The 22,666-nt window shown below is 71.3% G+C and carries 20 protein-coding genes and 1 tRNA gene; 9 read left to right on the top strand and 12 right to left on the bottom strand.

Annotated features, from left to right (window positions below; all coding sequences use genetic code 11):
* Positions 1-7 precede the first annotated feature (7 nt).
* On the top strand, positions 8-1,078 hold the full coding sequence (locus OHA17_RS05240; RefSeq protein ID WP_406504473.1) for a methyltransferase domain-containing protein: 1,071 nt from the start codon (positions 8-10) through the stop codon (positions 1,076-1,078).
* Between the two features lie 127 nt (positions 1,079-1,205).
* Here the strand turns inward: OHA17_RS05240 and OHA17_RS05235 are convergent, their stop codons facing one another.
* From OHA17_RS05235 to OHA17_RS05225, 3 genes are all read right to left on the bottom strand, one after another.
* Positions 1,206-2,120, bottom strand: a complete 915-nt coding sequence (locus OHA17_RS05235; protein WP_406504471.1) for a diacylglycerol/lipid kinase family protein — start codon at positions 2,118-2,120, stop codon at positions 1,206-1,208.
* 38 nt (positions 2,121-2,158) lie between these two features.
* Positions 2,159-2,250 (bottom strand) — tRNA-OTHER (locus OHA17_RS05230).
* 89 nt (positions 2,251-2,339) lie between these two features.
* A complete protein-coding gene (locus tag OHA17_RS05225) occupies positions 2,340-2,969 on the bottom strand; it encodes a TetR/AcrR family transcriptional regulator (RefSeq protein WP_406504469.1) in 630 nt (209 codons plus the stop codon).
* A 150-nt stretch (positions 2,970-3,119) separates the two neighbouring features.
* Between OHA17_RS05225 and OHA17_RS05220 the strand changes: the two genes are divergently transcribed.
* From OHA17_RS05220 to OHA17_RS05210, 3 genes are read left to right on the top strand one after another with little or no spacing between them, the layout of a single operon-like run.
* Positions 3,120-4,712 carry an MFS transporter gene (locus OHA17_RS05220; protein WP_406504468.1) on the top strand — a complete coding sequence of 531 codons (1,593 nt, stop codon included), beginning with the start codon at positions 3,120-3,122 and terminating at the stop codon, positions 4,710-4,712.
* Complete coding sequence (locus tag OHA17_RS05215) at positions 4,709-6,784, top strand: MmgE/PrpD family protein (protein ID WP_406504466.1); 2,076 nt, start codon at positions 4,709-4,711, stop codon at positions 6,782-6,784. The genes OHA17_RS05220 and OHA17_RS05215 overlap by 4 nt, the downstream gene beginning before the upstream one ends.
* Before the next feature lie 20 nt (positions 6,785-6,804).
* Positions 6,805-7,545 (top strand): hypothetical protein, encoded by a 741-nt coding sequence (locus tag OHA17_RS05210; protein ID WP_406504464.1) that lies wholly within the window; start codon positions 6,805-6,807, stop codon positions 7,543-7,545.
* Between the two features lie 34 nt (positions 7,546-7,579).
* Here the strand turns inward: OHA17_RS05210 and OHA17_RS05205 are convergent, their stop codons facing one another.
* Genes OHA17_RS05205 through OHA17_RS05175 form a run of 7 tightly spaced genes read right to left on the bottom strand, consistent with a single transcriptional unit; the run spans position 7,580 to position 14,161 of the window.
* On the bottom strand, positions 7,580-8,554 hold the full coding sequence (locus tag OHA17_RS05205; RefSeq protein ID WP_406504462.1) for a VlmB-like protein: 975 nt from the start codon (positions 8,552-8,554) through the stop codon (positions 7,580-7,582).
* A 4-nt stretch (positions 8,555-8,558) separates the two neighbouring features.
* Positions 8,559-9,023, bottom strand: a complete 465-nt coding sequence (locus OHA17_RS05200; protein WP_406504460.1) for a flavin reductase family protein — start codon at positions 9,021-9,023, stop codon at positions 8,559-8,561.
* A 14-nt stretch (positions 9,024-9,037) separates the two neighbouring features.
* Complete coding sequence (locus OHA17_RS05195; protein WP_406504459.1) at positions 9,038-9,529, bottom strand: hypothetical protein; 492 nt, start codon at positions 9,527-9,529, stop codon at positions 9,038-9,040.
* Positions 9,529-10,047 (bottom strand): type II toxin-antitoxin system RatA family toxin, encoded by a 519-nt coding sequence (locus OHA17_RS05190; RefSeq protein ID WP_406504457.1) that lies wholly within the window; start codon positions 10,045-10,047, stop codon positions 9,529-9,531. The genes OHA17_RS05195 and OHA17_RS05190 overlap by 1 nt, the downstream gene beginning before the upstream one ends.
* Before the next feature lie 7 nt (positions 10,048-10,054).
* Positions 10,055-11,341 carry an aspartate aminotransferase family protein gene (locus tag OHA17_RS05185; protein WP_406504455.1) on the bottom strand — a complete coding sequence of 429 codons (1,287 nt, stop codon included), beginning with the start codon at positions 11,339-11,341 and terminating at the stop codon, positions 10,055-10,057.
* Between the two features lie 14 nt (positions 11,342-11,355).
* Positions 11,356-12,489, bottom strand: coding sequence for an acyl-CoA dehydrogenase family protein (locus OHA17_RS05180; protein WP_406504453.1), 1,134 nt, complete (start codon positions 12,487-12,489; stop codon positions 11,356-11,358).
* Between the two features lie 10 nt (positions 12,490-12,499).
* Positions 12,500-14,161, bottom strand: a complete 1,662-nt coding sequence (locus OHA17_RS05175; RefSeq protein WP_406510635.1) for an aldehyde dehydrogenase family protein — start codon at positions 14,159-14,161, stop codon at positions 12,500-12,502.
* Between the two features lie 184 nt (positions 14,162-14,345).
* Here OHA17_RS05175 and OHA17_RS05170 point away from each other — a divergent pair, with 184 nt between their 5' ends.
* Positions 14,346-15,338: a phosphatidylglycerol lysyltransferase domain-containing protein gene (locus tag OHA17_RS05170; protein ID WP_406504451.1), complete on the top strand. Its 993-nt coding sequence runs from the start codon at positions 14,346-14,348 to the stop codon at positions 15,336-15,338.
* A 16-nt stretch (positions 15,339-15,354) separates the two neighbouring features.
* Here the strand turns inward: OHA17_RS05170 and OHA17_RS05165 are convergent, their stop codons facing one another.
* Entirely contained in the window at positions 15,355-16,092 is a 738-nt protein-coding gene (locus OHA17_RS05165) for a BTAD domain-containing putative transcriptional regulator (RefSeq protein WP_406504449.1), read from the bottom strand.
* Between the two features lie 801 nt (positions 16,093-16,893).
* Here OHA17_RS05165 and OHA17_RS05160 point away from each other — a divergent pair.
* From OHA17_RS05160 to OHA17_RS05150, 3 genes are all read left to right on the top strand, one after another.
* The gene (locus OHA17_RS05160; protein ID WP_406504447.1) at positions 16,894-17,199 is read left to right on the top strand and encodes a hypothetical protein; all 306 of its coding nucleotides are present in this window, start codon (positions 16,894-16,896) and stop codon (positions 17,197-17,199) included.
* Positions 17,200-17,484: 285 nt separating this feature from the next.
* Positions 17,485-20,154, top strand: a complete 2,670-nt coding sequence (locus OHA17_RS05155; RefSeq protein WP_406504445.1) for a TIM-barrel domain-containing protein — start codon at positions 17,485-17,487, stop codon at positions 20,152-20,154.
* Between the two features lie 34 nt (positions 20,155-20,188).
* Positions 20,189-20,416 (top strand): hypothetical protein, encoded by a 228-nt coding sequence (locus tag OHA17_RS05150; protein ID WP_406504443.1) that lies wholly within the window; start codon positions 20,189-20,191, stop codon positions 20,414-20,416.
* On the opposite strand, the gene OHA17_RS05145 is transcribed toward OHA17_RS05150, so the two are convergent.
* Positions 20,379-21,326: a TetR/AcrR family transcriptional regulator C-terminal domain-containing protein gene (locus tag OHA17_RS05145; protein WP_406504441.1), complete on the bottom strand. Its 948-nt coding sequence runs from the start codon at positions 21,324-21,326 to the stop codon at positions 20,379-20,381. The genes OHA17_RS05150 and OHA17_RS05145 overlap by 38 nt on opposite strands.
* Before the next feature lie 229 nt (positions 21,327-21,555).
* Between OHA17_RS05145 and OHA17_RS05140 the strand changes: the two genes are divergently transcribed.
* Complete coding sequence (locus tag OHA17_RS05140) at positions 21,556-22,665, top strand: FAD-dependent monooxygenase (RefSeq protein WP_406504439.1); 1,110 nt, start codon at positions 21,556-21,558, stop codon at positions 22,663-22,665.
* The last annotated feature ends 1 nt before the right edge of the window (position 22,666 follow it).

Genomic DNA, 22,666 nt, shown 5'->3' with positions numbered 1-22,666 from the left:
GATCGAGATGACCACTCCGGACACCACCTCGGTCGGCGAGGCCGTGGGCACGGTCTTCGGCGACCTCGGCGTCAACTGCACCGCCCCGCTGGTCGTCCTGGGCGACCGGCTCGGCCTCTTCCGCACCCTCGCGGGCGCCGGCCCGCTGACCTCGGCCGAACTCGCCGACCGCACGGGACTGGTCGAGCGGTACGTCCGAGAATGGCTGCGCGGCGTCGCCGTGGCCGGATACCTCGGCTACGACCCCGCCACGGACCGCTTCACGCTCACCGACGCGTACGCCGTCGTCCTCGCGGACGACGCGGCACCGACCTCCCTGATCGGTGTCTTCCCGGGCCTCCAGGCGCTGTGGGCGGACCTCGACCACGTCGAGGAGTTCTTCCGGACCGGCGGCGGCATGGGCTGGGGAGATCACCACCCCGCGCTCGGCGCCGCCCAGGAACGCTTCACCCGCCCCGCGTACGTGCACGGCCTGATCGCCGAGTGGATCCCGGCCGCCGCCGGCATCGTCGCGAAGCTCGACGCAGGAGCCGCCGTCGCCGATGTCGGCTGCGGCCAAGGCCTCTCCTCGATCCTGATCGCCCAGCGGTGGCCGAAATCCCGCGTGACGGGCTTCGATCCGGACGACGCCTCCATAGCCCATGCCAGGTCGGCCGCGGCCAGGGCTGGGCTCGATAGCCGGGTCGCCTTCGAGGTCGCCGACGCCGCCGCGTACCCCGGCGGCGGCTACGACCTGATCACCTTCACCGACTCCCCGCACGACATGGGCGACCCGCGGGGAGCCGCCGCCCACGCCCGCGCCACCCTGGCCGAGGAGGGCACCGTCCTGGTCGTCGAACCACTGGCCGCCGACCGCTTCGAAGACGACTTCGCCAACCCGTACGCCCGGGTCGGCTACGCCATCTCCACCCTCGTGTGCACGCCCTCGTCGCTCGCCCGACCGGGAGCGGCCGCACTCGGCGCGATGGCGGGCGAGGCCCGGCTGCGCGAGGTCCTCACCGCCGCCGGATTCACCCGCATCCGCCGCATCGCCGAGGACAGCGCACCGGTCAACATCGTCCTGGAGGCGCGGCCATGACCACTCCCGCCACCTCCGACATCGAACGCATCGCCGCTCTTGACGCCACCGGGCAGGGCGAGTCGGTGCGCGGCGGGGACGGCGCGAGGAATGCGACAGGGCAAACGCTCGGTGCGGTGAAGTCCGGTTACGGGGCGAGCACCGGCAGCGCGTGCGGGTCTACGTCCAGGGTGTAGCGGGCGGCGGCGCCGGGGAGCAGATCGCCGTCGTACTCGAAGACGAGCGGCTCCCCGTCGGTGCGCTCCACCACCACGCGACGGCCCCGCGCGTACACGACGCCGGGGCCGCCCACATGGCTGCCGTCGCGGCACAGCCGCAGGAGCTCGGGGAGAGGCAGGGCCGTGCCCGCGACGCAGACGTCGAGCAGTCCGTCGTCCAGGACGGACCGCGGAAGCAGCATGAACCGGCCGCCGCGGTGGCGGCCGCCTCCCACGCCGACCGACACGGTCGGCCCCGCGTGGACGACCTCGCCGTCGACGGTCACCCGGCCCGGGTAGGGGCGGAACGCCTCGGCGGCGCGGGCCAGGGCCTCCTCGTAGCGGGCCCGGCCCGTGTCGGCGACGGAGCGCGCGGTGACCAGGGTCTGGGCGGCGAGCCCGGACGAGGCGCCGAGCAGCGCCAGACCGTCCGTCTCGGCGACGCGGGCCAGGTCGACCCGGCGCACGCGCGGCCGCGAGAGCGCGCTCTCCACGGCCTCCTGCCAGGGCCGGTCGGACCAGATCTCGCGGTAGAAGGAGTTGCCCGTGCCGAAAGGGAGCACCAGCAGGGGGACTCGCCGCTCCGCGGGAGCGCTCTCGTACAGGCCGGTCATGAGGTCATGGGCGGTGCCGTCGCCGCCGACGGACACCACGAGGGCCGGGCCGCCCCGCTCGCCCACCGCAAGGGCGAGCTCGTGGGCATGGCCCGGCCGCTCGGTCACAGCCAGCTCGACTGCCGCGCCGACCCCCGCGATCCGCCGGACGACTGCCTCCGACATCTCCGGTGTGTTCGTTCCCGCGGCCGGATTGGCCACGACCAGAACGGACTTGGGAGATGGAGTCATCGGCGGGCACCTCGTCGCGACAGGCGGCTCTTCGGCTGTGGCGGAGAGGGCAGGATTCGAACCTGCGGGGGCTTTCACACCCGGACCGGAAAGCACCGGAACCCCGTTGGGCCGCTTCGGGTACCTCTCCCCGTACGCCTCGTTCCGCGTACGTTCCGATCCTGCGGGGGTGGGCTGAGATTTCGCTGAGACCGGGCTGAGACCGCGGACGGGGCGGACTCAGGCGGTCGGCTCCGGCGCGCCCAGGCCGCGGTGGGCCAGTTCGAGGACGGCGGCCGTGACCGCCTCGACATTGATGGGCTCCGCGCTGCTGATCAGGTCGTCGAGCAGCCCGTGCGCCCCGTGGAACAGCATGCGGCAGGCGAACCCCATGTCCCCGGCCCGGAACGCGCCCGCGAGTGCGCCGCGGCCGATGAACTCCGCCATCAGGTCGATGACCCGCTGGTTCGAACTCCGGCACAGATCAAGGGACTTGGCGTTCGCCGAGCGGTAGACGACGCGGTGCAGCTCGGCGTTCTCGACGGAGTGCGCCACCAGCGCGCGCACCAGCCGGTCGAGCGTCGGCCACCAGGCCCCGCCCTCGTCGAGGAGCGCCCGGGTGGTCACCAGGAACCGGTCGACGTACTCCTCCCACATCGCGCCGAGCAGATGGTCCTTGGAGTCGAAGTAGAGGTAGAACGTGCCTTTCGCGACCTCGCCCGCCTCGGCGAGCTCGGCCACGGTGGCGTCGGCGAAGCCCTTCTCGCGGAAGACCTCGGCGGCGCCGCTCAGCAGCGCGGTGCGGCGGTCCTCGGGGCTCCTGGTCACCCGCTTGCGGCGCGGACGGCTCGGGGTGCTGCTGGCGGCCATGAACTCGCCTCCGGTCACGGGGAGTTGGTCATGGTCCAATCTACCCTCATGGTGACTGACCGCCAGTCATTGTGCATTGACTGACTGACCGTCGGTCATTATGTTGCGAGTGCCAGACCGTCCCCGGACCCCCTCATGTGAGGATCCGCAATGAGCGAGACCATCGGCGCCGGCGCGGCGCATGCCCCCAGGAAGGGGCTGCTGCTCGCCTTCCTCTGCTTCGGCGTGTTCATGGTGTACCTCGACGCCACGATCGTGAACGTGGCCCTGCCGGACATCCAGCACGAACTCACCGCAGGAATAACCCAGTTGCAGTGGATCGTGGATGCCTACGCGCTCGCGTTCGCCTGCCTGCTGCTCACCTCGGGCACCCTCGGGGACGTCCTCGGCCGCAAGAAGCTCTTCCTCGGCGGTCTCGTCGGCTTCACCCTCAGCTCGGTGATGTGCGCGCTCGCCGGATCCATCGGCGTGCTGCTCGTGGGCCGGGCCCTCCAGGGCGTCTGCGGCTCCGTCATGATCCCGGTGTCGCTCGCCCTGGTCTCCGCCGCCTACCCCGAACCGGCCGCCCGGGCCAAGGCCATCGGCATCTGGGCGGGCATCGGCGGGGTCGCGCTCTCCGCCGGTCCCGTGGCCGGCGGAGTGCTCGTCGACCACGTCGGCTGGCAGAGCATCTTCTGGATCAACGTGCCCATCGGCGTGCTCGCCGCACTCGTGCTCGCCCGGCTGCTCACCGAGAACCGCGCCCCGCGCGCCCGCCAACTCGACCTGGTGGGGCAGGCGTTGTTCATCGTCGCGATCGCAGCCCTCGCCTACGCGCTCATCGAGGGCAACAGCAGGGGCTGGGCCTCGGCGCTCATCGTCGGATCGTTCGCGCTCTCCGTGGTGACGCTTGTGCTGTTCGTGTTCTGGGAACTGCGCCGGCCTGACCCGATGCTCCCCCTGAAACTCTTCCGCAGCCCGGTCGTCGCGGTCGCCGGATCCGTCAACTTCCTCAGCCTCTTCGGCCTGTTCGCCGCGATCTTCCTGCTGACGCTCGTGCTGCAGAGCCTCCAGGGGCTGAGCAGTGTGGAGACCGGCGTCCGCTTCCTCGCGCTGACCGTACCCATCATGATCGCCTCGTTCGCGGCGAGCGTGGTCGCGGCCCGGGCCGGGGCCCGGTGGCCCATCGTCGCCGGATCCGTCCTGTCGGCCGCCGGGCTCTACGGCCTGACCGCGCTGGACGTGGACACCGGCTTCGGCGGCTACTGGTGGGCCCTGGCACTGCTCGGCGTCGGTGTCTCCTTCACCGGCGCCCCGGCCACGGTCGCCCTGCTCGGCTCGGTCCCGCCCGAGCAGGCGGGCACGGCATCCGGCATCTCCAACACCTTCCGGCAGGTCGGCGCGGTCTTCGGCGTCGCGCTCGCCGGCGCGCTGCTCCTTCGCCACCTGCGGGACGCCCTGCCGGGAGCGCTCTCGGCGGCCCCCCTCCCGCAGCAGGTCCGCGACCGGGCCTACGACCAGCTCAGCGGCGGCGACCTGTCGCAGGCGGGGACGCTGCCCCCCGACATGCGCCGCACCGTCATGGATGCCGTCGGCCCCGTCTTCATCGACGGCATGCACCTGGTGACGGAGGTCGCGGCCGCGGGCACCCTCGTCGGCGGCCTGTGCGCGCTGGTCCTCCTGCGCGGCCGAGGTGGCGGCAGTGCACCGAAGCGGGCCGAGGCGGCGCGGCCCGAGGCCGCCATGGAAGGGAGGCAGCGATGAGCGAGTCCCCGCTGCTGGCCCAACTTGCCTCCTGGGCAAGCCAGTTGGATGCCAGGGATGCCCCGGACCGAGTCGTCGCCCACCTCAGGAGCCAGCTGCTCAGCCAGCTCGCCGCCGCCCGCGCCGGATACGGCCACCCGCTCGGCGCCAAGATCGGCCAGGCCTACGGGAGCCCCCTCCAGGACGATCCCGAGCGCGCCGCGCACTCCCTGGCCATGGCCACCATCTGCCTGGACTTCGACGACACCGCGTACGCGGGCCACCTCTCCCACTCCTGCGTCAACGTCCCCCTGGTGTACGCCAGGCCGCTCGGCCTCGACGGGCGGCGGCTCGCCACCGCGATCCTGGCGGCCAACGAATGCGCGGCACGCATCACCGCCGCCGCCACGCTCGGCCCGTTCCGGGGCCAGGCCGCCGGGCACACCCACCTCGCGGGTGCGGTGGCAGGCCGGCTGCGCGCCGAGGGCGCCCGCGCCGACACCTGGGTGAACGCGCTGGGACTCGCCTTCACCACCCCCACCTGGACGCTGCCACGCGGCTTCCTCACCACCGACGCCAAGCTGTACACGGCCGCCGTCCCGGTACGCATCGGCCTCGGCGCCTGCGACGGCGCCCGCGCGGGGCTCAGCGGCCCGGCGGACGTCCTCGAACACCCCCAGGGTTTCCTGCACCGGTTCGCCGCCCTGTCGCTGCCCGAGGAGGTGGTGGGCGGTCTCGGCACGCTCTGGTACACGCAGACGCTCTCGTACAAGGTCCACCCCGGCAGCGCCTACCTCAGCGCTGCAATCGACTGTGCGGCTCAACTCCACTCGGAAGTGCGGGAGTTGAGGGTGGACGACATCGAGGAGGTCGTGGTCGAGGGCTCGCTCTTCACCAGCGGCCTAGACCGGCTCACCCGCTCGGAGTCGATCGGTCCCCGCTCCAGCGTCGCCGCCCTCAACTTCTCCGTGCCCTACAACGTGGCCACCGCCCTGCTGACCGGATCCCTGGAACCCGCCGACCTCGCGCCGCCCGACGTGGCCCGGCCGGAGCGCTGGGCGCTCGCCGCGAGGGTGCGGACCGTCCACGACCCCGCGCTGAGCCGGGCGGCGCTGCTCGGCACGGCCCCGCTGGGGCAGGCGCTGCGGCGCGCGGGGCGGCGGGCCGCAGGCTGGGCCGGGTCGGCGGGCCGGGAAGCCGTCGACGCGCTGCCGCCGGACTGGCTGGCCCCGGCGGACGACTTCCGCTGGGCGACGAAGGACCTGGGCGCCCGGGTCACCGTACGGTTGCGCGACGGCCGCGAGCTCCGGGCCGAGCGCCGCGCCGCCGTGGGTGCGGCGGGCAGTACGGACGGGCCGGGCCATGAGGAACTGGCCCGCCGCAAGTTCCTGCGCTGTGGAGGCAAGCCGGAAGTCGCCGAACTCGTGGAAAATCTGGCCGAGTTGGATCCATCGGAGGTTCAACGTCTCGTCGAGCTGGCGCTGGGTGATCTGGGCGAGGGGGTGCCTCGGCGGGTTCATCCCGGGCGACCGGCGGCCGCGGACTCCGATTCCTGGACGGGGGAGCCCGAGCCGTCACGGCTCCGGAAGCCCGAGGCCATGTGGGACACGGCCGGCCTTGAGTCGGCGTACGACGGGCTGTTCCGTGCCATGGCCTCCCGGATCGGCATCGGTAGCGGCGCCGAAGCGGGGGGCGGTGCTGGGGGCGAAGTGGACCGGGCGCTCGCTCATCTCGCCCTCGGTGACCGCCTGTTGGCGGACACCGCGCGACAGGTGCTGGACGGGGCGGCGGCGCCGGTGCTCGACAATTCCGCGGCCACCGACCCCGCGGCGATCGACGCGCTCATCGCGGCGGCGGACCGGGCCGTGCTGGCCGAGCTCGTCCGGCGCAACGCCGCGGAGCTGGTCGGGCTGCTCGCCCGCACCCCGGCCCGGCGCCGGTCCGCCGACGTGCGGGTGCGGCTCGTGAACGGGGCCGGGGAGGAGTTGTTCGGCGGGGCCGTCCCCTGGGGAGAGATCGTTCGCATGCGGGCCGAGGAACAACTGCCGGGGCACGCTGCTCGGATCAACTCCCTTGATGAGGGCACCAGTTGAGTGATGAGCGAGGTAACGCCATGGAGGATCACGATCCAAACAGTCCCGATCCGCACGGTCCCGATCCGCACGGTCCCGATCCGCACGGTCTTGATCCGCACGTTCTGCGACCGGGCGAGGCCGAGGAGTTGCTCGCGGGCCTGCCGTGGCGGCGGGCCGTGGTGTTCGGCGGCTGCGAGGCGGGCCCGGCGCCGGTCGCCGTGGTCCGCGACCACCGGGCGAAACCCTGGCCCGAGCGGGTGGCCTGCCTGCTCAGGCAGGCCGGGCCGCCCGAACTCGCCTGCCTGTCCTTGCGCCCCCGGCGTGATCTGGTCCTGTCCGAGGTGCGGTCCCGGCAGCTCGCGCAGGCGCTGGCCTTCGAGGCGGACCTCGCGGTACTGGCCTGCGGCGGCCCCGATCTGCGGGCCCGGAGCTTCGACCCCGATGTGGTGGAGTCCGAACTCAGCCGGATCCTGGCCTCGTTGAAAGGGGCGACCTGCCGGGACGCCGCGGTGGTCAGCCCCTTCGACTGGTCCGGCTCCGGCCAGGTGGCCGACGCCCAGCGCGACCGGATCCATACTCGTCAGCGTCTTCTCGTCGAGCGCGTCACGGTGGTGACACTCCGTCATGGAGCCTTGCACATCGACCTGATGGCGTACGAGAAGGGCATCGACGTCAAGCGGCTGTGGAGTGCGCATCCGGGCCGGCTCAACGGCCGAGGGCACGCCGTGGCCGCCGCGGCGGTCGTACGTGCCCTGGCGGAACAGGCCCGAACGCGCTGAAGAACGCGCTCATTTGCCTACGGTGCGGGGGGCGTCAAAGGGCCTCCTCCAGGCCCATGTACTCCAGGCGGCGGCGCTGCATGGCGTCCGCCCAGCCGAGCGCGGTCGTCATGCGTTCCTCGGCATCGGTGTCCACCAGACGTCGGCCCGGCCAGATCTCGTAGTCGCCGGCCAGCTCGGCGTGTTTGCGCAGCCCCTCCTGGAACAGGGACTCGCGGCGGAAGATCATGTCCGTGGCGGGGAGCGAACCCCACAACTCCCGCCCCCGCGCGATCAGTTCGAGGATGCGGGGCTTGTCACCGGGGTGGGTGAGGAGGTGTTCGCGGGCGATCGAGCTGCCCACCGTGAGATGCCGGATCTCGTCGATGGCCGCGCCCCGCTCGATGTCGGCGGCCGCCGGGTCGAAGATCCGCCACTTGCGCTCGCTGAGCTCCGCCGCGGGCGCGAGCACCCCCTCGACCAGGATGGTCAGGACGACCACGCCCCCGATGAAGTCGCTCTCGTCGCGCAGCACCCGCAGCCCGAGCCCTTCCAGCGGCGCCAGCACGGCCTCGCGGTCCGCGCCGGCCAGCCGTTCCACCGTCGGCCACAGCTCGCGCTCGGCCACGCCAAGGGAGGTCAGATGAGAGCGGAACACCATCGAATGCCGTGCCTCGTCCAGGAGTTGGGTGGCGTAGAACTCCATGCTGTCGACATCGGGTGCGAGCGCCACCAGGTAGGAGATCGCGCGGGTCGCCTTCTCCTCGGCGATCGAGCGGAACGCCAGCTCCTGGGTGAGGGCGTCGTTCAGCGGCCCCGGCTCGCTGGTCACCGCCAGCGGACGGACGTCGTCGGCGTGGCCCAGTACCTGGCCGCGCAGCGTGCCCTGCGGGACGGCCCGCAGCCAGTACCGCAGGCCGCAGTCGGCGGCCGTCAGCTCAAGGCGCATGGCCCCGTCCACGAGGGACGGCGCCCGCTCCCGGTCGGCCTCGGCGGGAATCGCGCCGAGAGCGCTCTCGGTCTCGGTCATCGGATCAGCTCCTGGTGTCGATGTTGAGCAGGGGAGTGCCGCTGCCGAGGTGCGAGCCGACCACGCGGGCGATGAGCAGTTCGTGGTCACCGACGGGCACGGTCCGCTCGATCCGGCACTCCAGGCGGCCGACCGTTCCGGCGAGCAGCGGCACCCCGTCGGCGGTGTACGTCTCCCACGCCGACTCGGCCTCGGGGCCGAACAGGGCCAGCCCCTCGCTGCGGTCCTTGCGGGCGAAGTACCGTGCCAGCGGCGCCTGGTGGACCGAGAGGCCGTTGACCACGAAGCGGCCCGCGGTGAGCAGGGCCCCCAGCCCCCGGCTGCCCCGGCGCAGCGCCACCGAGACCATCGGCGGGTGGACCGAGGCCACGGACAGGGTGCTGACCGTGACCCCGTGCGCCCGGTCCGCCGCCCCGCAGGTCAGCACGGACACCCCCGACGCGAACCGCCAGCCCGTACGCGTGGACACGCTCCCCGGCGCCGTCATGACGACCTCGCGTCGAGGCGTACCGCGTGGTGCTCCCGGCCCGTGGTTCCGGCCGCGTACTCGCCGCTGAAGCGCTGGTACGCGGGGTGCGCCACGGGTTCGAAGCTCACGCCGAACGGTTTGAGGAAGTTCCCGAAGATCGCCCGGTCGCCGAACAGATGGATCGGCAGCGCGAGCAGCGCCCACTCGGCGCCGAACAGCCATATCCAGGCCAGCGCCACCAGAGTCTGCGTGGCCAGGCTGTGCATCACGTTGTAGAGCACGTAATAGGCGTGCGGGATACGGCCGTTGGAACTGTGGTGTTGGGCGATCGCCCCCGGGACGTAGCCGACCAGGTCGATGTACACGAACAGGCCGGCCGCCACCCCCCACCGCACCTCGCCGAGGTGGGCGAGGAGCAGCGCGGCGGCCACCGCGAGCCCGACCGCGTACTCAAGGCGGACGAGGCGACAGGTCACCGGCGTCTCGAAGAGGTTCTTGGCGTCCATCAGGCGGCCGCTCCGGGAAGGTCCCGGTGGGCCGCGCCCCCGGAGGCCCGGGCGACCGAGCGCGCCACCGGGTCGTCGCCGACCACATGGGCCCGCTCGAAGAGGCTGGTGACGACCACGCCGATAGTCTCCTTCAGGACGCGCGCCGCGACCGGGTCGAGAATGCCCGCGAGGCTCGGAATGCCGAAGTCGAACTCGGCCGCGAAGTCCACCAGACACCCCTCGCCGTCCGGCGTCACCGACCAGGTGCCGGTGAACTCGGCGAAATCGCCCTCCAGTTGACGGAAGGAGATCCGCAGCTTCGCCTCGTCGAACCGGTCGGTCTCCGTCCAGCGCAGGATGCCGTTGCGGAAGTACACCTCCCAGTCGCTGTGTATCTCCTCGTCCGTCATCTCACGCACCGTCACCGACCTTACGACCGGGGTGAGTTCGGGGTAGCGGGCGTAGTCCTTGATGCGGTCGTACGCCGCGTTGGGGCAGACCGCCTCGACACGGACCTTCAGTTGCGTGCTGCGCATGGTTGTCTCAGCCACTTTCAGGGATCGGGGTGTAGCGGGCGGCCTGGGCCCGGCAGGCCCGGTCCACCGCCTCGTACAGGAAGTCCAGATCGCCGCGGGACAGGATCGCGGGCGGGGTGAGCCGCAGGACCAGATGGGAGTTGAGTGAGTGGTTGGCGATGACGCCGTGCTGGATCAGTTCGATCAGCAGGTCGCCCGCCGGGCCCGGCTCCGTGAACTCGATGCCCAGCATCAGTCCGCGCCCGCGCACCTCGCGCACGACCGTTCCGTAGTGGCCGCGTACGATCCGGCCGACGACCCGCAGGATCTCCTCGCCCAGGATGCGCGCCCGCCCGACCAGGTTGTCCTCGCGCAGCGCGGCGATCGCGCCGCGCGCGGCGGCCATCGCCAGGGGCGCGCCCGAGAACGTCGAGGTGTGCAGATACGGGTCGCGGTCGAAGGCGCCGAACACCTCCGGTGTCGCGATCACCGCGGACACCGGGACCACGCCGCCGCTGAGCCCCTTGCCGACGAGCAGCAGATCGGGGCGCACCCCCTCGGGCCCGCAGCCCCACCAGGTGCCGAGCCGGCCGAGGCCGGTCTGGATCTCGTCGACGGCGAGCAGCGCTCCGTACTCGCGGCAGGCGTTCTCGACCGCGCCCAGATAGCCGGGCGGCGGAATGACGACGCCCGCCTCGCCCTGCACCGGTTCGACGAAGACGCAGGCCTCGCCCGGGCAGCCCGCGAGCTCCTTGCGCAGGGCCTCCACATCCCCGTACGGCACATGCGTGACCGACGGGAGCAGCGGCCGGAAGGGGTCCTGGAAGACGTCCTTGCCGGTGAGGCTGAGCGCGCCCATCGTCTTGCCGTGGTAGCCGTCCGCCATCGAGACGAGCCGGGTGCGGCCGCGCGTGCGGGCCACCTTGATCGCGGCCTCCACCGCCTCGGCGCCCGACCCCGCGAAGTGCACCCGTTCGAGGCCGGGCGGGGCGACGGACACCAGGGCGTCGGCGGCGAGGGCGATCTGCGGCTCCATGAAGAGCCGCGTCGACACCGGATGCCGCTCCAACTGCTCCCGTACGTGGCGCATCACCGTGGGGTGCTTCGCGCCGGTGATGAAGACGCCGTAGCCCCCGCAGTTGAGGAACTTGCGGCCCTCGGCCGTGGTGACCCAGGCCCCCTCGGACGCCACCTCCACATGGCCGCCGAACATCTCGCCGAGCGTCGCGCGTCCCTTGCTGAGCCGGGCCCGGTACAGGCGGCCAAGGGCCTCCCGGTCGGGCAGTTCCCTGACCGGCGTTGTCGTGACCGTCATCGTCACCACCCCCTTCAGGCCAGCCGCAGCGGGCGGCCGTCGACGTGGTCGAGGAAGGGCGCCGCGAAGCTCGCCCGCGAGGGCGGGTGGAAGGCGAGCCCGTGCGAGACCGCAGCGAGATAGGCGACGTCGGACGAGCCGATGAACGCCATGCCGCCGAGCACCTCCACCGCCCGCCGCACGGCCACGCCGAGGGCGTCCTGCGCCGCGTACCGGGCCACCAGCGTCTTGGCGAGCGCCTCGTTGCCGCGCTCGCCGTCGCCGAGCATCCGGGCCACGCCCTCCAGGAGCAGCCCGGCGCTCTCGTACGCCGTGAACAGCTCGGCCCGGTCGGAGGCGCTGCCCCGGCCCGAGGCGTGCGCCCTCTCCACCAGGGCGCCGGCCATGCCCAGGTACGAGGCCGAGATCAGCAGCTCGAACCAGATGAAGCCGACCGTCTGGAGCTCGTCCAGCTCCCCGACTCCCCCCAACTCCGGCCGCACGACGAGCTGTTCGGGCACGAAGGCATCCGTGAGCCGCACCTCGTCGCTCTCCGCGCCCGCCAGCGCCCAGCTCTTCCAGAACGGGTGCACGGTGAGGCCCGCAGTGCCGCGCGGCACCAGCAGCACGGCCATCTCGGGGCCGGAATCGGTGGGCAGCGCCACGGACGCGGTGAGCAGATCCATGGAGTGCGCCAGGCTGCACGGCTTCTTCGATCCGTTGATGAGATAGCCGCCCTCGGCCTTCGCCGCGGTCATGGTCGGCGACAGGATGCCCTGGCCGGGGCGCCCCTCGGCGAAGCCCGACGAGACCAGGAGCCCCTGCTCGGCGATGCCTTCGAGAAGCGCCCACTCCATGCCGCTGCTCTTCATGCTGTCGGCGAGCGTGAACAGCGTTGCCACCGAGAAGTGGTGCATCGTGGTGCCCACGGCGAGCGAGGGCGAGACCGCCGCGATGGCCCGCACCGCCGAGAGCGCTTCCAACGGCGTGGCGCCCGCGCCCTGGTACGCCTCCGGGATCACCAGACTCGGACCCTGGCACGCCTTGAAGTGGGCGAGGGCCGGGCTGCCCGGCGCCTCCAGTTCGCTCAGCGGGATGTCGGCGAGCTTGCCGAGCAGCCCGGGCAGGAATCGCTCGCAGACCTCCGCGGCCCGTTGTGTCGAACGCATCGGATCCTCCTCAGGCCGCACTGCTGCCGGTGCCGAACACGGCGTCCCGGGGCCGGATCCCGCCGGGTGCGACGCTGACGCCCTGCACATGGGTGGTGCGCAGCATCGGGTAGTTGGCCTCGCCGAACACACCGCCGGTCAGGCCGGTGCCGCCGTGCGAAGGCAGATAGGGCAGGAACCCGATGTGCGAGTCGTTGACCTTGAGCAGCCCGCCCTCGGTGACCCGGGCCACGAACCGGTCGATCACCGCGCGGTCCTTGGCCCACAGCGAGTTGCGCAGCCCGTACCAGTTGGTGTTCACGAAGTCGATGAACGACGCCAACAGCTCGTCGTCCTCGGCCGGTTCGGCCACGACGACCGGGAGCAGCGGGAAGAACGTCTCGTGGCGCACCGCCTGCACCCGCCGCGCCCGGGCGAGCCCGTTCAAGCGGACCACGGTCGGCTCCAGGAAGATGCCGTTCGCGTCCCGCGTGCCGTCGAGCTCCATGGCATGACCGCCGCAGACCAGCTCGGCGCCGTGGGCCAGAGCGTCGTCGAGGCACTCGAAGAACTTCTCGTTGCGCAGCACCGGGGTGAGCAGCACCCCCTCGTCGCTCGCGCGGCCGGGCCTGATCCGCTGGGCCTGGCGGGCCAGTTCGGCCACCAGACGGTCGGCGACGTCGGGGTGGGCCACCACCTGGTTGGGGATCATGCAGAGCTGGCCGGAACCGTAGAAACCCTCGGTGAGCGCCTCGGCGGCGAGCTCGACATCGGCGTCCTTCCAGACGGTCACGATGTCATTGCCGGCGAGTTCCAGAATCGGCTTCTTTCCGGCCGCGATGCAGCGCTCCTGGAACCGGATGCCGCTCTCGCTGCCGCCGAAATACATGATGTCGTCGACGTGCTCACTGGCCAGCCAGGAGTTCAGCATCGGCCCCGGGTCCCCGCACACCACGCCGAGCGTGCCGGGCGGCGCGCCCACTTCGTCGAGGACGGGGGCGACCAGCTCCTGCAGGGCGTACATCACGCCGAGCGGGCCGCTGCGCGGCGCCCGTACCAGCAGGGCGTTGCCCGCGAAGATCGAGTACACGCCGAGCAGGGCGCTGGCCATCGGGGCGTTCTGCGGCGGGTTGAGACACACCACCCCGTCCGGCCTGCGCCGCACGGAGATCTCGCGCACCCCGTGCCGGAACTCCTGGATCATTTGCGAGTGGTAGAACCCGATCGACTCCGGGCTCCAGCACTGGAGCATCCCGGACACCTCCCAGCGGGCAAGCGCCAGCGGGTGGCCCTCCTGGACGAGCACCTCGATGATCTCGTCGGTGCGCTCGGCGATCCGCTCGCGCAGCAGTCCGCAGACCTCGTCGAGGCGTACGTCCAGCGGCATCGCCCCCCACTCGGCGGCGGCGCCCGCGGCCGCTTCGAGGGCCTCCTCGACCGTGCCGGCGGAGGCCTTGGCCACGCGGGCGACGATCGAGCCGGGCAGCGGCCCGATCGGCGTCCAGCCCTTCTCCAGCTTCCGCTTGAGCGTGAGACTGGTGAACGCGTCGTCGAGGAGGGCCGACGAGTCGACGACGTACACCCACTCCTCACCCGGCACGCTCTTCCCCGCCACGTACGAGCCGTAGGAGCGCGCCCCCTTGGCGAGCAGCACGTCGTCGGGATGCAGCAGTGCACGCGATTTCGCTGATATTCCGGTCACGCCAGGCCCCCGTTTACGTCCGCCCCACACCGCGCGGCGGAATTGCTTGAATGTTTCGCGGTAAATTTCTCAGCCCTGGCTGAGAAGCACCTGAGACGGCACTGAGACGGCGGCTTCAGGGAATTCGGCACGGCGCGGTGGGACGATTCTCCGGACGGCCAGGGGAGGAGCTTCGATGACCGGTCATGTCCTTGCCATTGACGACGTTCTGCAGCAACTTCAGGACTACGCGGACAATCCCAGCGCGTTTCTGGCGATGAACACGGGAAATGAGTACTTCACCGTGCCCGGCAGTGCGGGTGTGATCGCCTATCGGAGTGCCGGGAAGTATCTGATGCAGTTCGGCGGAGCGTTCGCGCCGGAGCACACGCGGGAGGAACTCCTGCACGGATTCCTCGATTTCGCGCGGGCGCGCCGGAGCACGGTCGTGGCCGTCCAGGTGCAGAGCGAGGACGTAGCTCTTTACGAGCGCTGCGGATTCACCGTGAATCAGGTCGGCGCCTCCTACTCCCTGCACCTTCCCGAATTCGGGCTCAAGGGCTCACGGTTCGTGAAACTGCGGAACAAGGTGTCGCGGGCGCGCCGCAGCGGTCTTGAGGTGGCCGAAGTGCCGTACGAGCGCATCGCCGGGGGCGTCCGGACCGTCGATGGGCAGTGGCTGCGCGGCAAGGGGCGCCACGTCAAGGAGATCGAGTTCCTCGTGGGCCAGCTCGGCGGACCCGGGCAGGCGCACCGCCGGCTGTTCGCCGGCCGGATCGGCGGCGAACTCGTCGCCTACATCTCGTACGCTCCGGCCTTCGGCAAGCGCGCCGGTCTGCTGCACGACCTCAGCCGCCGGCTGCCGGGGGCCGCGCCGGGCGTCCTTGAGGCGATCAACCTGACGGCCGTGGAGGCCTTCCGGGCGGAGGGCGCCGAGTGGCTGCACCTCGGCTTCACCCCGTTCACCGGACTCGCGCCCGAACACGAGGCGCCCTCCGCCAGCCGGCCCACGGCCTGGCTACTGCGGCAGCTCGCCGCGCACGGCGCGAAGGTGTACCCCGCCGCGAGCCAGCTGGCGTACAAGGAGAAATGGGCGCCCCAGCTGGTCCTGCCCGAGTACCTGGCCTTCCAGGGGAGGGCCAGGGCGGGCGCGGTCCGGCAGCTCCTTCGCGTCACCAACTCCCTCTGAAATACGGGGTGTTCAGTCAGCGTCCGGCGGGCACCGGCTCCTGGCGCAGGATGCCCTGGAACCTGGCCCGCAGCGCTTCCCCGGGCTCAAGGCCCAGGTGGTGCGAGAGCCGCTGCCGGGTGCGGTGGTAGGCGTCCAGCGCCTCGGCCTGGCGCCCCGAGCGGTACAGGGCGGTGATCAGCTGCTCGCAGAACCACTCCCGCAAGGGGTACTGCGCGTGCAACTGCTGGAGTTCCGTGATGACTTCCCGGTGCAGCCCCAGGGCGAGCTCGGCGTCGAAGAGGTGCTCGTACGCGGTGAGCCTGATCTCGGTGAGCCGGGTGTACGCCATGCGGCTGATCAGGCCCTGCCCGGCGTCGAGCAGCGCGGGCCCGCGCCACAGCGAGAGCGCCTCGGTGAGCAGCCGCACCGACCGGTCCGGGTCGCTCCGGCCAAGGGCGGTCGCCTCGCGGACGAGTGCCTCGAACAGCGAGGCGTCGACGTCGCTCTCCGCGAGCGCGAGGGCGTAGCCGAAACTGGACGTGCGGATCAGTTCCCGCAGACCGTCGTGGCCCGTACGGGATTCGATGACGCGGCGAAGCCGGGCCACATGACCCTGCAAGGAGTTCTCGGCGTTGCGCGGGAGTTCCTCTCCCCACAGTTCGTCGATGAGGTCGTTCCGGGACACCGGACGGTCGGGCGAAAGGGCGAGTACGGCCACGAGCGCCCTGAGTTTTTCGCCGGGAATCTTGAACGTGATGTGTCCGTCGGTCAATTCAAGGGACCCGAGCAGGCGAACTTTCAACGTGCTTCCCCCGTGCTGCGTGCAAAAAAGCGGAATCCACGATGACGGGCCGTGCGGGCCCGGCGAGTGGATCAGATGTGCCCGGTGAATCGACCGGGCCGCGGATCGGCACAATGATCGGCGTTCTTCGCCCGTCGACCTCTCGCCCATCGCTGCCAAGAGCGGTGCTCTACCCCCGTAGAGAACATGGAGGAAGAGTATTTCGCCCTGCTATTGGGGTCAACGTCCGAGAAGATAACGGTGAGTTGACAGCGCGTCGCCCGCTGTCGCACGGTGATCCGCGCGCAGCGGGAGCGCCGCAGGTGGCGGGGCCCGGCGCGCGACCGGCAGGTGACGGCCTGTGAGGGGGCTCACGTCGAGGTGTGGCGCGGCCGTGACCTGGGTGGAACACCGTAACGGGGTGAGCGATTACGATCCGGGCTCATGAGCACCTCGGATCAGGAACAAGCGGTGGACGCGACCCCGGAAGCGGGGGGTGCGTCCCGCGTGGCAGAAGCGACGGTACCGAACCAGGCCCCGAACCGGCCTACGGCCGAGCGGGCCCCGCAGCGGCGGGGTGGGGAAGCCGAGGGTGCCGACCGGGATGCGGAGTGCGCGGAAGCCGACGCTGCCCCCGAGGCAGCCGAAGCTGCTGGACGCGCCGGGATCCCGAAGCCTGCCAAAGCCCCGGAGGCCGCCGGGGCCGAGGCCCGGGAAGCCCCAGGACGCGCTGAGCAACCCGCACACTCCGAGGAAGCGCAGAGCTCCCAAGTCACCGATCCTGACGAGGGGTTGGAGTCACCCGAGCCCTCCGAGGGCCCCGCCGACGAGGCCGAGCGGCAGGGCATGGCCCCGCGGCAGGCCCGCCGTATTCGCATGGTCGCCGCCGGGGTGCTCATGGCGGCGATGGGGGTGATCCTCGTCGTGCGGCTTGCGACGCGTTCCTCCGTGCTCGTCGTCGGGGTGTACGGCCTTGCCCTGATCCTGTGCGGCGTGGTCATCGAGCTGAGTCGCAACGGACGCACCCGCCTTGGTTCCTGGCTCCTCGTGGTGGGCCTCGCCGCGGCGCTCGGGATGGACTGGTTCGTCCTGCCGTGATCACCCGTGCCGGCCTCCGCCCGCCGTTTCCCGCAAGGGGCCCGGGCCGGAGGCCGGCAACGTAACGAGATCCGCGTCCATGGCCGTCGGCGGAACCGGCGTACGACCGGCCACCCGGCAGGTGCCCAACTGCCGGATCCGCAGGGAAGTCGGGTACCTCAAGCGCCACAGGCGTTGACATGCACCCGCCCCAAGGTGAATCTTGATGCTCGAAACTCCACTGTTCCAAGCATGAACGCGCACGCCGCGCCCGGCTGTTGCTCGGTACGAACGGAGAACGAACCCTTGCGGACCCCCTGGCATCGCTCCCACCCGCCCCGAAGGCCCGCCGTCGCCGTGTTCTCGGCGCTCGCGCTCGGCCTCACCGCCTTGGCCGTCCCCGCCGCCCACGCCGAGGGCGCGACGCCGCCCGGCGGCGTCCTGGACAGTGGCACCAAGTCCCTGACCTGGCAGAGCCCGGTGTACGAGAAGGGCACGGTCGACTCGCCGGACAAGTGCCCGGCGCCCGCGCAGGACCCCGACGGGGCGGTCTGTGCCCGCTTCGACCTGACGGTGAAGCCGCCGGCCGGCCAGTGGGACGACAACCCGGAGGGCGGTGTGCCCGTCTCCATCCAATGGGCCACCCCCACCGACGACTTCGACATGTACATCTACGACGACGCCGGAAAACAGGTCGCCTCCAGCGCCGGCACCGCCGACCCCGAGGCGACCGTCATCCCGAAGGCGTCGGGGACGTACCACGTGGTCGTCGTCCCGTACGACGTGCACCACAACTCGTTCACGGGCAAGGCGTATCTGCCCGAGCCGACCGACGCCGGGAACCTCACGGCCTTCGGCGGCAAGGACGGCACGTACGACATCGCCGCCGGTGCGCTCAAGGCCCGCGTCGACTTCCTCGCCGACGACACGATGAGGCTGCGCGCCGCCCCGGACGGGACCTTCACCGACCCGCCCGGCAGCCACATGATCCAGACCGGGCCGAAGCCGCAGAAGGACACCAAGTCCTTTGACGCGGGCTCCTATTACGGCGTCCGGAGCAAGGACGTCGTCCTGCGTGTCTACAAGAAGCCGCTCCGCTTCGCGCTCTACAAGGGCGACAACAGGACCGTGATCTGGTCCGAGGCCGACCCGCTGCGCTGGACCTCCGGCGGCATGCGGCAGAGCCTGACCCGCGGCGCCGACGAGCAGTTCTTCGGCGGCGGCGAGCAGAACGGCAGCTTCTCGCACCGCGACCAAGTCATGAACGTGGGCAACAACACCAACTGGAACGAGGGCGGCTGGAACAACTCCCAGCCCTTCTACATCTCCTCCGCCGGATACGGGGTGTTCCGCAACACCTTCACACCGGGCGTGTACGACTTCGGGCCTCGGGTGCGCACCGGACAGCAGGAACGGCGGCTGGACGCCTACTACTTCACCGGTGACGTGAAGTCCGTCATCGGCAAGTACACCTCCCTGGTCGGTAAGCCGTTCATGCCGCCGGTGTACGGGCTCGAACCGGGCGACTCCGACTGCTACTTGCACAACGCCAACCGGGGCGAGCGGCACACCCTGGACGCGCTCAAGGTCGCCGACGGCTACACCCAGAACCAGCTGCCGCTCGGCTGGATGCTCGTCAACGACGGCTACGGCTGCGGCTACGAGAACCTCGCCGAGACCGGCAAGGGCCTCCAGGCCCACAACGCCCAGCTCGGCCTGTGGACCCAGGACGGCCTCGACAAACTCGCCGACCAGGTCAAGGCGGGCCAGCGGGTCGCGAAACTGGACGTCGCCTGGGTCGGCAACGGCTACGGCTTCGCCCTGAACGCCTGCGACCAGGCGAAGGCCGGCATCGAGGACAACAGCGACGCGCGCGGCTTCGTGTGGCTGCCCGTGTCCTGGTCCGGCGCTCAGCGCTGCGGCGTCCTGTGGAGCGGTGACCAGAAGCTCAGCTGGGACTACCTGCGCTGGCAGATCCCCACCTACGCGGGTGCCACGCTCTCCGGCATCGCGTACAACACGGGCGATGTCGGCAGCATCTTCGGCCACGACCCGAAGATGTACACCCGCGACCTCCAGTGGAAGGCCTTCCTGCCCGCCATCATGACGATGGACGGCTGGGCCAAGGACCTCACCACCGGCAAGGCCGCCGACCAGCAGCCCTGGCTCGACGGTGAGCCGTACGCCTCCATCAACCGCAAGTACCTCCAGCTGAAGGAGCGGCTCATCCCGTACATGTACGGGCTCTCCAAGGACGCCACCAAGACCGGCGTAGGCGCGGTCCGCCCGCTCTCCCTGGAGTACCCGGACGATCCGGGCACCCTGGGTGCGAACGCCAAGTACGAGTTCCTGGCCGGACCCGACTTCCTGGTCGCCCCGGTCTACAGCGACACCAGCGTCCGCAACGGCATCTATCTGCCCAAGGGCACCTGGACCGACTACTGGACGGGCAGGACCTACCAGGGCCCGACGACCATCGACAACTACGCGGCCCCGCTCGACACCCTCCCGCTGTTCGTGAAGGGCGGCTCGATCGTGCCCATGTGGCCGAAGGGCACGACGTCCTGGCAGACCCGGGACAAGGGCGAGCTGGACTACGACATCTACCCGCAGCTCGGCTCGTCCTCCTACACGCTGTACGAGGACGACGGCGTCACCCGGCAGTTCGCCAAGGGCGCTTCGGCCACCCAGTGGGTCCAGGTCACCTCGGCCGGACGCGCCGCGGTCCTCAACGTCGGTGCCAGCGTGGGCAGTTACCAGGGCAAGCCGGCCACGCGCTCGTACCGCTTCACCGTCCACACCAAGGCGGCTCCCTCGGTCGTCGCCCTCGGCGGGAACCGGCTGCACCGCTACGGCTCCGCGGCGGAGCTCGCCGCGGCGGGCACGGGCTGGTACTTCGATCCCGTGACCGGGGTGACGGAGGTCAAGACGCCGTCGCAGTCCACCGGCCACGGCTTCTCCGTCGAGATCGCGTGACCTGACCGTCCGCTACCGGGTCGGGGGCCGTACCGTGAGCCGTCCGGTACGGCCCCTCCGCACGCGCGGAGGAAGGCTGGGGCAAGAGCCGTCCACGCACGCCTCGTTCGCGCCCGGCGACAAGGCGGTGCCCAACGGCTACGGCGTCGGCGAGCGGCACGACGGCGGCTTCGCGCAGAAGGCCCGGGTCAGGGGCGGCCGGCTGGTCCCGCTGCCCAAGGGGCTCACCCCGGCGCCGGTCCCGGCCGCCCGCCCTCGATGACGGTCGCGAAGCCGTCGAGCAGCGGGCCGAGCCCGAACTCGAAGAGCTCGTCGAACCGCACCTCGTACCCGTCCGCAAGGGCCGCCGTGACCCGACTGAAGACCGGGTATCTCCCGGACGCCACAAGGGAGGTGAGCGCCGCGGCCTGCTGCTCCATCCACCCGTCCTCGCTCACCCCGGTGGCGGCCGCGGCCTGCGCCTCCTGCTCCAGGCCGACCGCGAGCCCCTGCACATAGCTGTACAGGAGCACGTGCACGTCCATCATGGTGACCGGGTCGAGCCCGTGCCCGTCGAGCGCGGCCAGCGCCCACTCGGCGTGCGTCATGAGGTTGGGAAGCAGCAACGGCCGGGTGAGCGGGGTGAGTTGAGCCAGCCATGGGTGCGCGCGGAACAGTGACCAGAGCGTCCGGCCGCCGAGTTCGAGCCGCGCCCGCCAGCCGTCCGGCGGCACGGCCGGATAGCGGGCCCCACCGAACGCCGCGTCGGCCATCAGGAGCACCAGGTCGTCCTTGCTGCCGACATACCGGTACGGCGACATCGCGGCGACCCCGAGCCGGGCCGCCACCCCGCGCATCGACAGCGCGGCCAGGCCCTCGCTGTCCGCGATGTCCATGGCGGCCCGCACGATCCGATGGCGCGTCAGATCCTGCTCGGGCCTCGTACGTGCCTTCGCCGGCGGTACCGGGGCGTGGTCCCTGACCACGGTGCCGACCCGGGGGAGTGTCTCCACGAATCCTTCGAGGCGCAGGGTGGTGAGCACCTTGGTGGCCGTGGCGAGCGCGACGCCCCACTCCTTGACGATGCCCCGGGTCGAGGGCACCCGGTCGCCCGGCGCGAGCTCGCCGCTCGTGATGCGCCGCCGGATCTCGGCGACGATCCGCAGGTAGGGCGGTTCGCTCTGCACGGCCATGCCCCGTACGTCCTTCCCGTCGGCGGCCGCGCAATTCTTTTGGACGGCCGCGCTGCCTGTACTAGTGCAGAGGGTTAGCAGCGAATAGCCAGGTCAGACCGCTGTCTGTCCTAGCTCAGTTGCGGGGAAAGGGCGGTTGGCGGAGGTGAGAGTACGTCGTACATTCAGTTCGCGTACACCGTATTTGCATCGCTCATCTCACTCATCCCGCCCATCCAAGGAGTTCGCCATGAAGACCGTCCTCATCTCCGGCGCCGGAGTCGCCGGCTGTGCGCTGGCGTACTGGCTGCGTCGGGGCGGCTTCGCGCCGACCGTCGTCGAGCGTGCCCCGGGGCTTCGGCCGGGCGGCCAGGCGGTCGACATCCGAGGAGTGGCGCTCGACGTCGTGGAGCGGATGGGACTGCTCGGCCCGGTGCGTGCGGCGGCCACCCGCATGCGGGGCATGTCCGTGCTCGACGCCGACGGCGACGAGCTCCACCGGTCGACCGAGGCCACGTTCAGCAGCGGCCGCCTCGACAGCGGGGACGTCGAGCTGCTGCGCGAGGACCTCATCGGCATGCTGGAGCAACTCGCCCATGGGCAGGCCGAGTTCATCTATGGGGACCGCATCACCGCGCTGGACCAGGACGAGCACGGCGTCCGCGTCGACTTCGCGCACGGCGCGTCCCGTACGTTCGACCTCGTGGTGGGGGCCGACGGGCTGCACTCGACGGTGCGCGGGCTCGTCTTCGGCCCCGAGGCGGACTTCCTGCACCACCTCGGCACGCATCTCGCGATCTTCAGCGCGGAGAACTTCCTCGGCCTGGACAACTGGCAGCTCTGGCAGCGCGACGGCGACGCCGGGTACGGGATCTACCCGGTGCGCGACAACAGCGAGCTGAGGGTCACCTTCGGCTTCGCGTCCGGGCCGTTCGACCCCGAGACCCGGGGTCCCGGCGCGCTGAAGCGGGAGGTAGCCGAGCGGATGGGCGCGCTGCGCTGGGAGACGCCACGGCTCCTGAAGGCGCTCTGGGAGGCGCCCGACTTCTACTCCGACGCCATGGCCCAGATCCGGCTCGACCACTGGTCGCGCGGGCGGGCCGTGCTGCTCGGCGACGCCGGGTACTGCGCCTCGCCGCTCTCCGGCCAGGGCACCAGCCTCGCGCTGGTCGGCGCGTACGTCCTCTCGGACGCGCTCGGCCGCACGGGCGGTGAGCACCGTGCGGCCTTCGCGGAGTACGAGGCGCGCCTGCGGCCCTTCGTGGAGCTCAACCAGGCGCTGGCGACCGAGAACCCGGGTGGTCCGGCCGCCGAGGAATCCGTGGAGCGCGCCAAGGACGCGATCACGCTGGACGCCTGAG

The sequence above is a fragment of the Streptomyces sp. NBC_00212 genome (assembly GCF_045206365.1).
Taxonomy (GTDB): Bacteria; Actinomycetota; Actinomycetes; order Streptomycetales; family Streptomycetaceae; genus Streptomyces.
The sequence above is the reverse complement of the archived record's forward strand: the minus strand, read 5'-3'. Positions and strand labels throughout refer to the sequence as shown.

Coding starts and splice junctions, on each gene's coding strand:
- OHA17_RS05190 (WP_406504457.1), bottom strand. CDS start 10,047: ATGCGCAGCACGCAACTGAAGGTCCGTGTCGAGGCGGTCTGCCCCAAC.
- OHA17_RS05170 (WP_406504451.1), top strand. CDS start 14,346: ATGACCGGTCATGTCCTTGCCATTGACGACGTTCTGCAGCAACTTCAG.
- OHA17_RS05235 (WP_406504471.1), bottom strand. CDS start 2,120: ATGACTCCATCTCCCAAGTCCGTTCTGGTCGTGGCCAATCCGGCCGCG.
- OHA17_RS05140 (WP_406504439.1), top strand. CDS start 21,556: ATGAAGACCGTCCTCATCTCCGGCGCCGGAGTCGCCGGCTGTGCGCTG.
- OHA17_RS05210 (WP_406504464.1), top strand. CDS start 6,805: ATGGAGGATCACGATCCAAACAGTCCCGATCCGCACGGTCCCGATCCG.
- OHA17_RS05145 (WP_406504441.1), bottom strand. CDS start 21,326: ATGGCCGTGCAGAGCGAACCGCCCTACCTGCGGATCGTCGCCGAGATC.
- OHA17_RS05215 (WP_406504466.1), top strand. CDS start 4,709: ATGAGCGAGTCCCCGCTGCTGGCCCAACTTGCCTCCTGGGCAAGCCAG.
- OHA17_RS05180 (WP_406504453.1), bottom strand. CDS start 12,489: ATGCGTTCGACACAACGGGCCGCGGAGGTCTGCGAGCGATTCCTGCCC.
- OHA17_RS05185 (WP_406504455.1), bottom strand. CDS start 11,341: ATGACGGTCACGACAACGCCGGTCAGGGAACTGCCCGACCGGGAGGCC.
- OHA17_RS05225 (WP_406504469.1), bottom strand. CDS start 2,969: ATGGCCGCCAGCAGCACCCCGAGCCGTCCGCGCCGCAAGCGGGTGACC.
- OHA17_RS05240 (WP_406504473.1), top strand. CDS start 8: ATGACCACTCCGGACACCACCTCGGTCGGCGAGGCCGTGGGCACGGTC.
- OHA17_RS05220 (WP_406504468.1), top strand. CDS start 3,120: ATGAGCGAGACCATCGGCGCCGGCGCGGCGCATGCCCCCAGGAAGGGG.
- OHA17_RS05195 (WP_406504459.1), bottom strand. CDS start 9,529: ATGGACGCCAAGAACCTCTTCGAGACGCCGGTGACCTGTCGCCTCGTC.
- OHA17_RS05205 (WP_406504462.1), bottom strand. CDS start 8,554: ATGACCGAGACCGAGAGCGCTCTCGGCGCGATTCCCGCCGAGGCCGAC.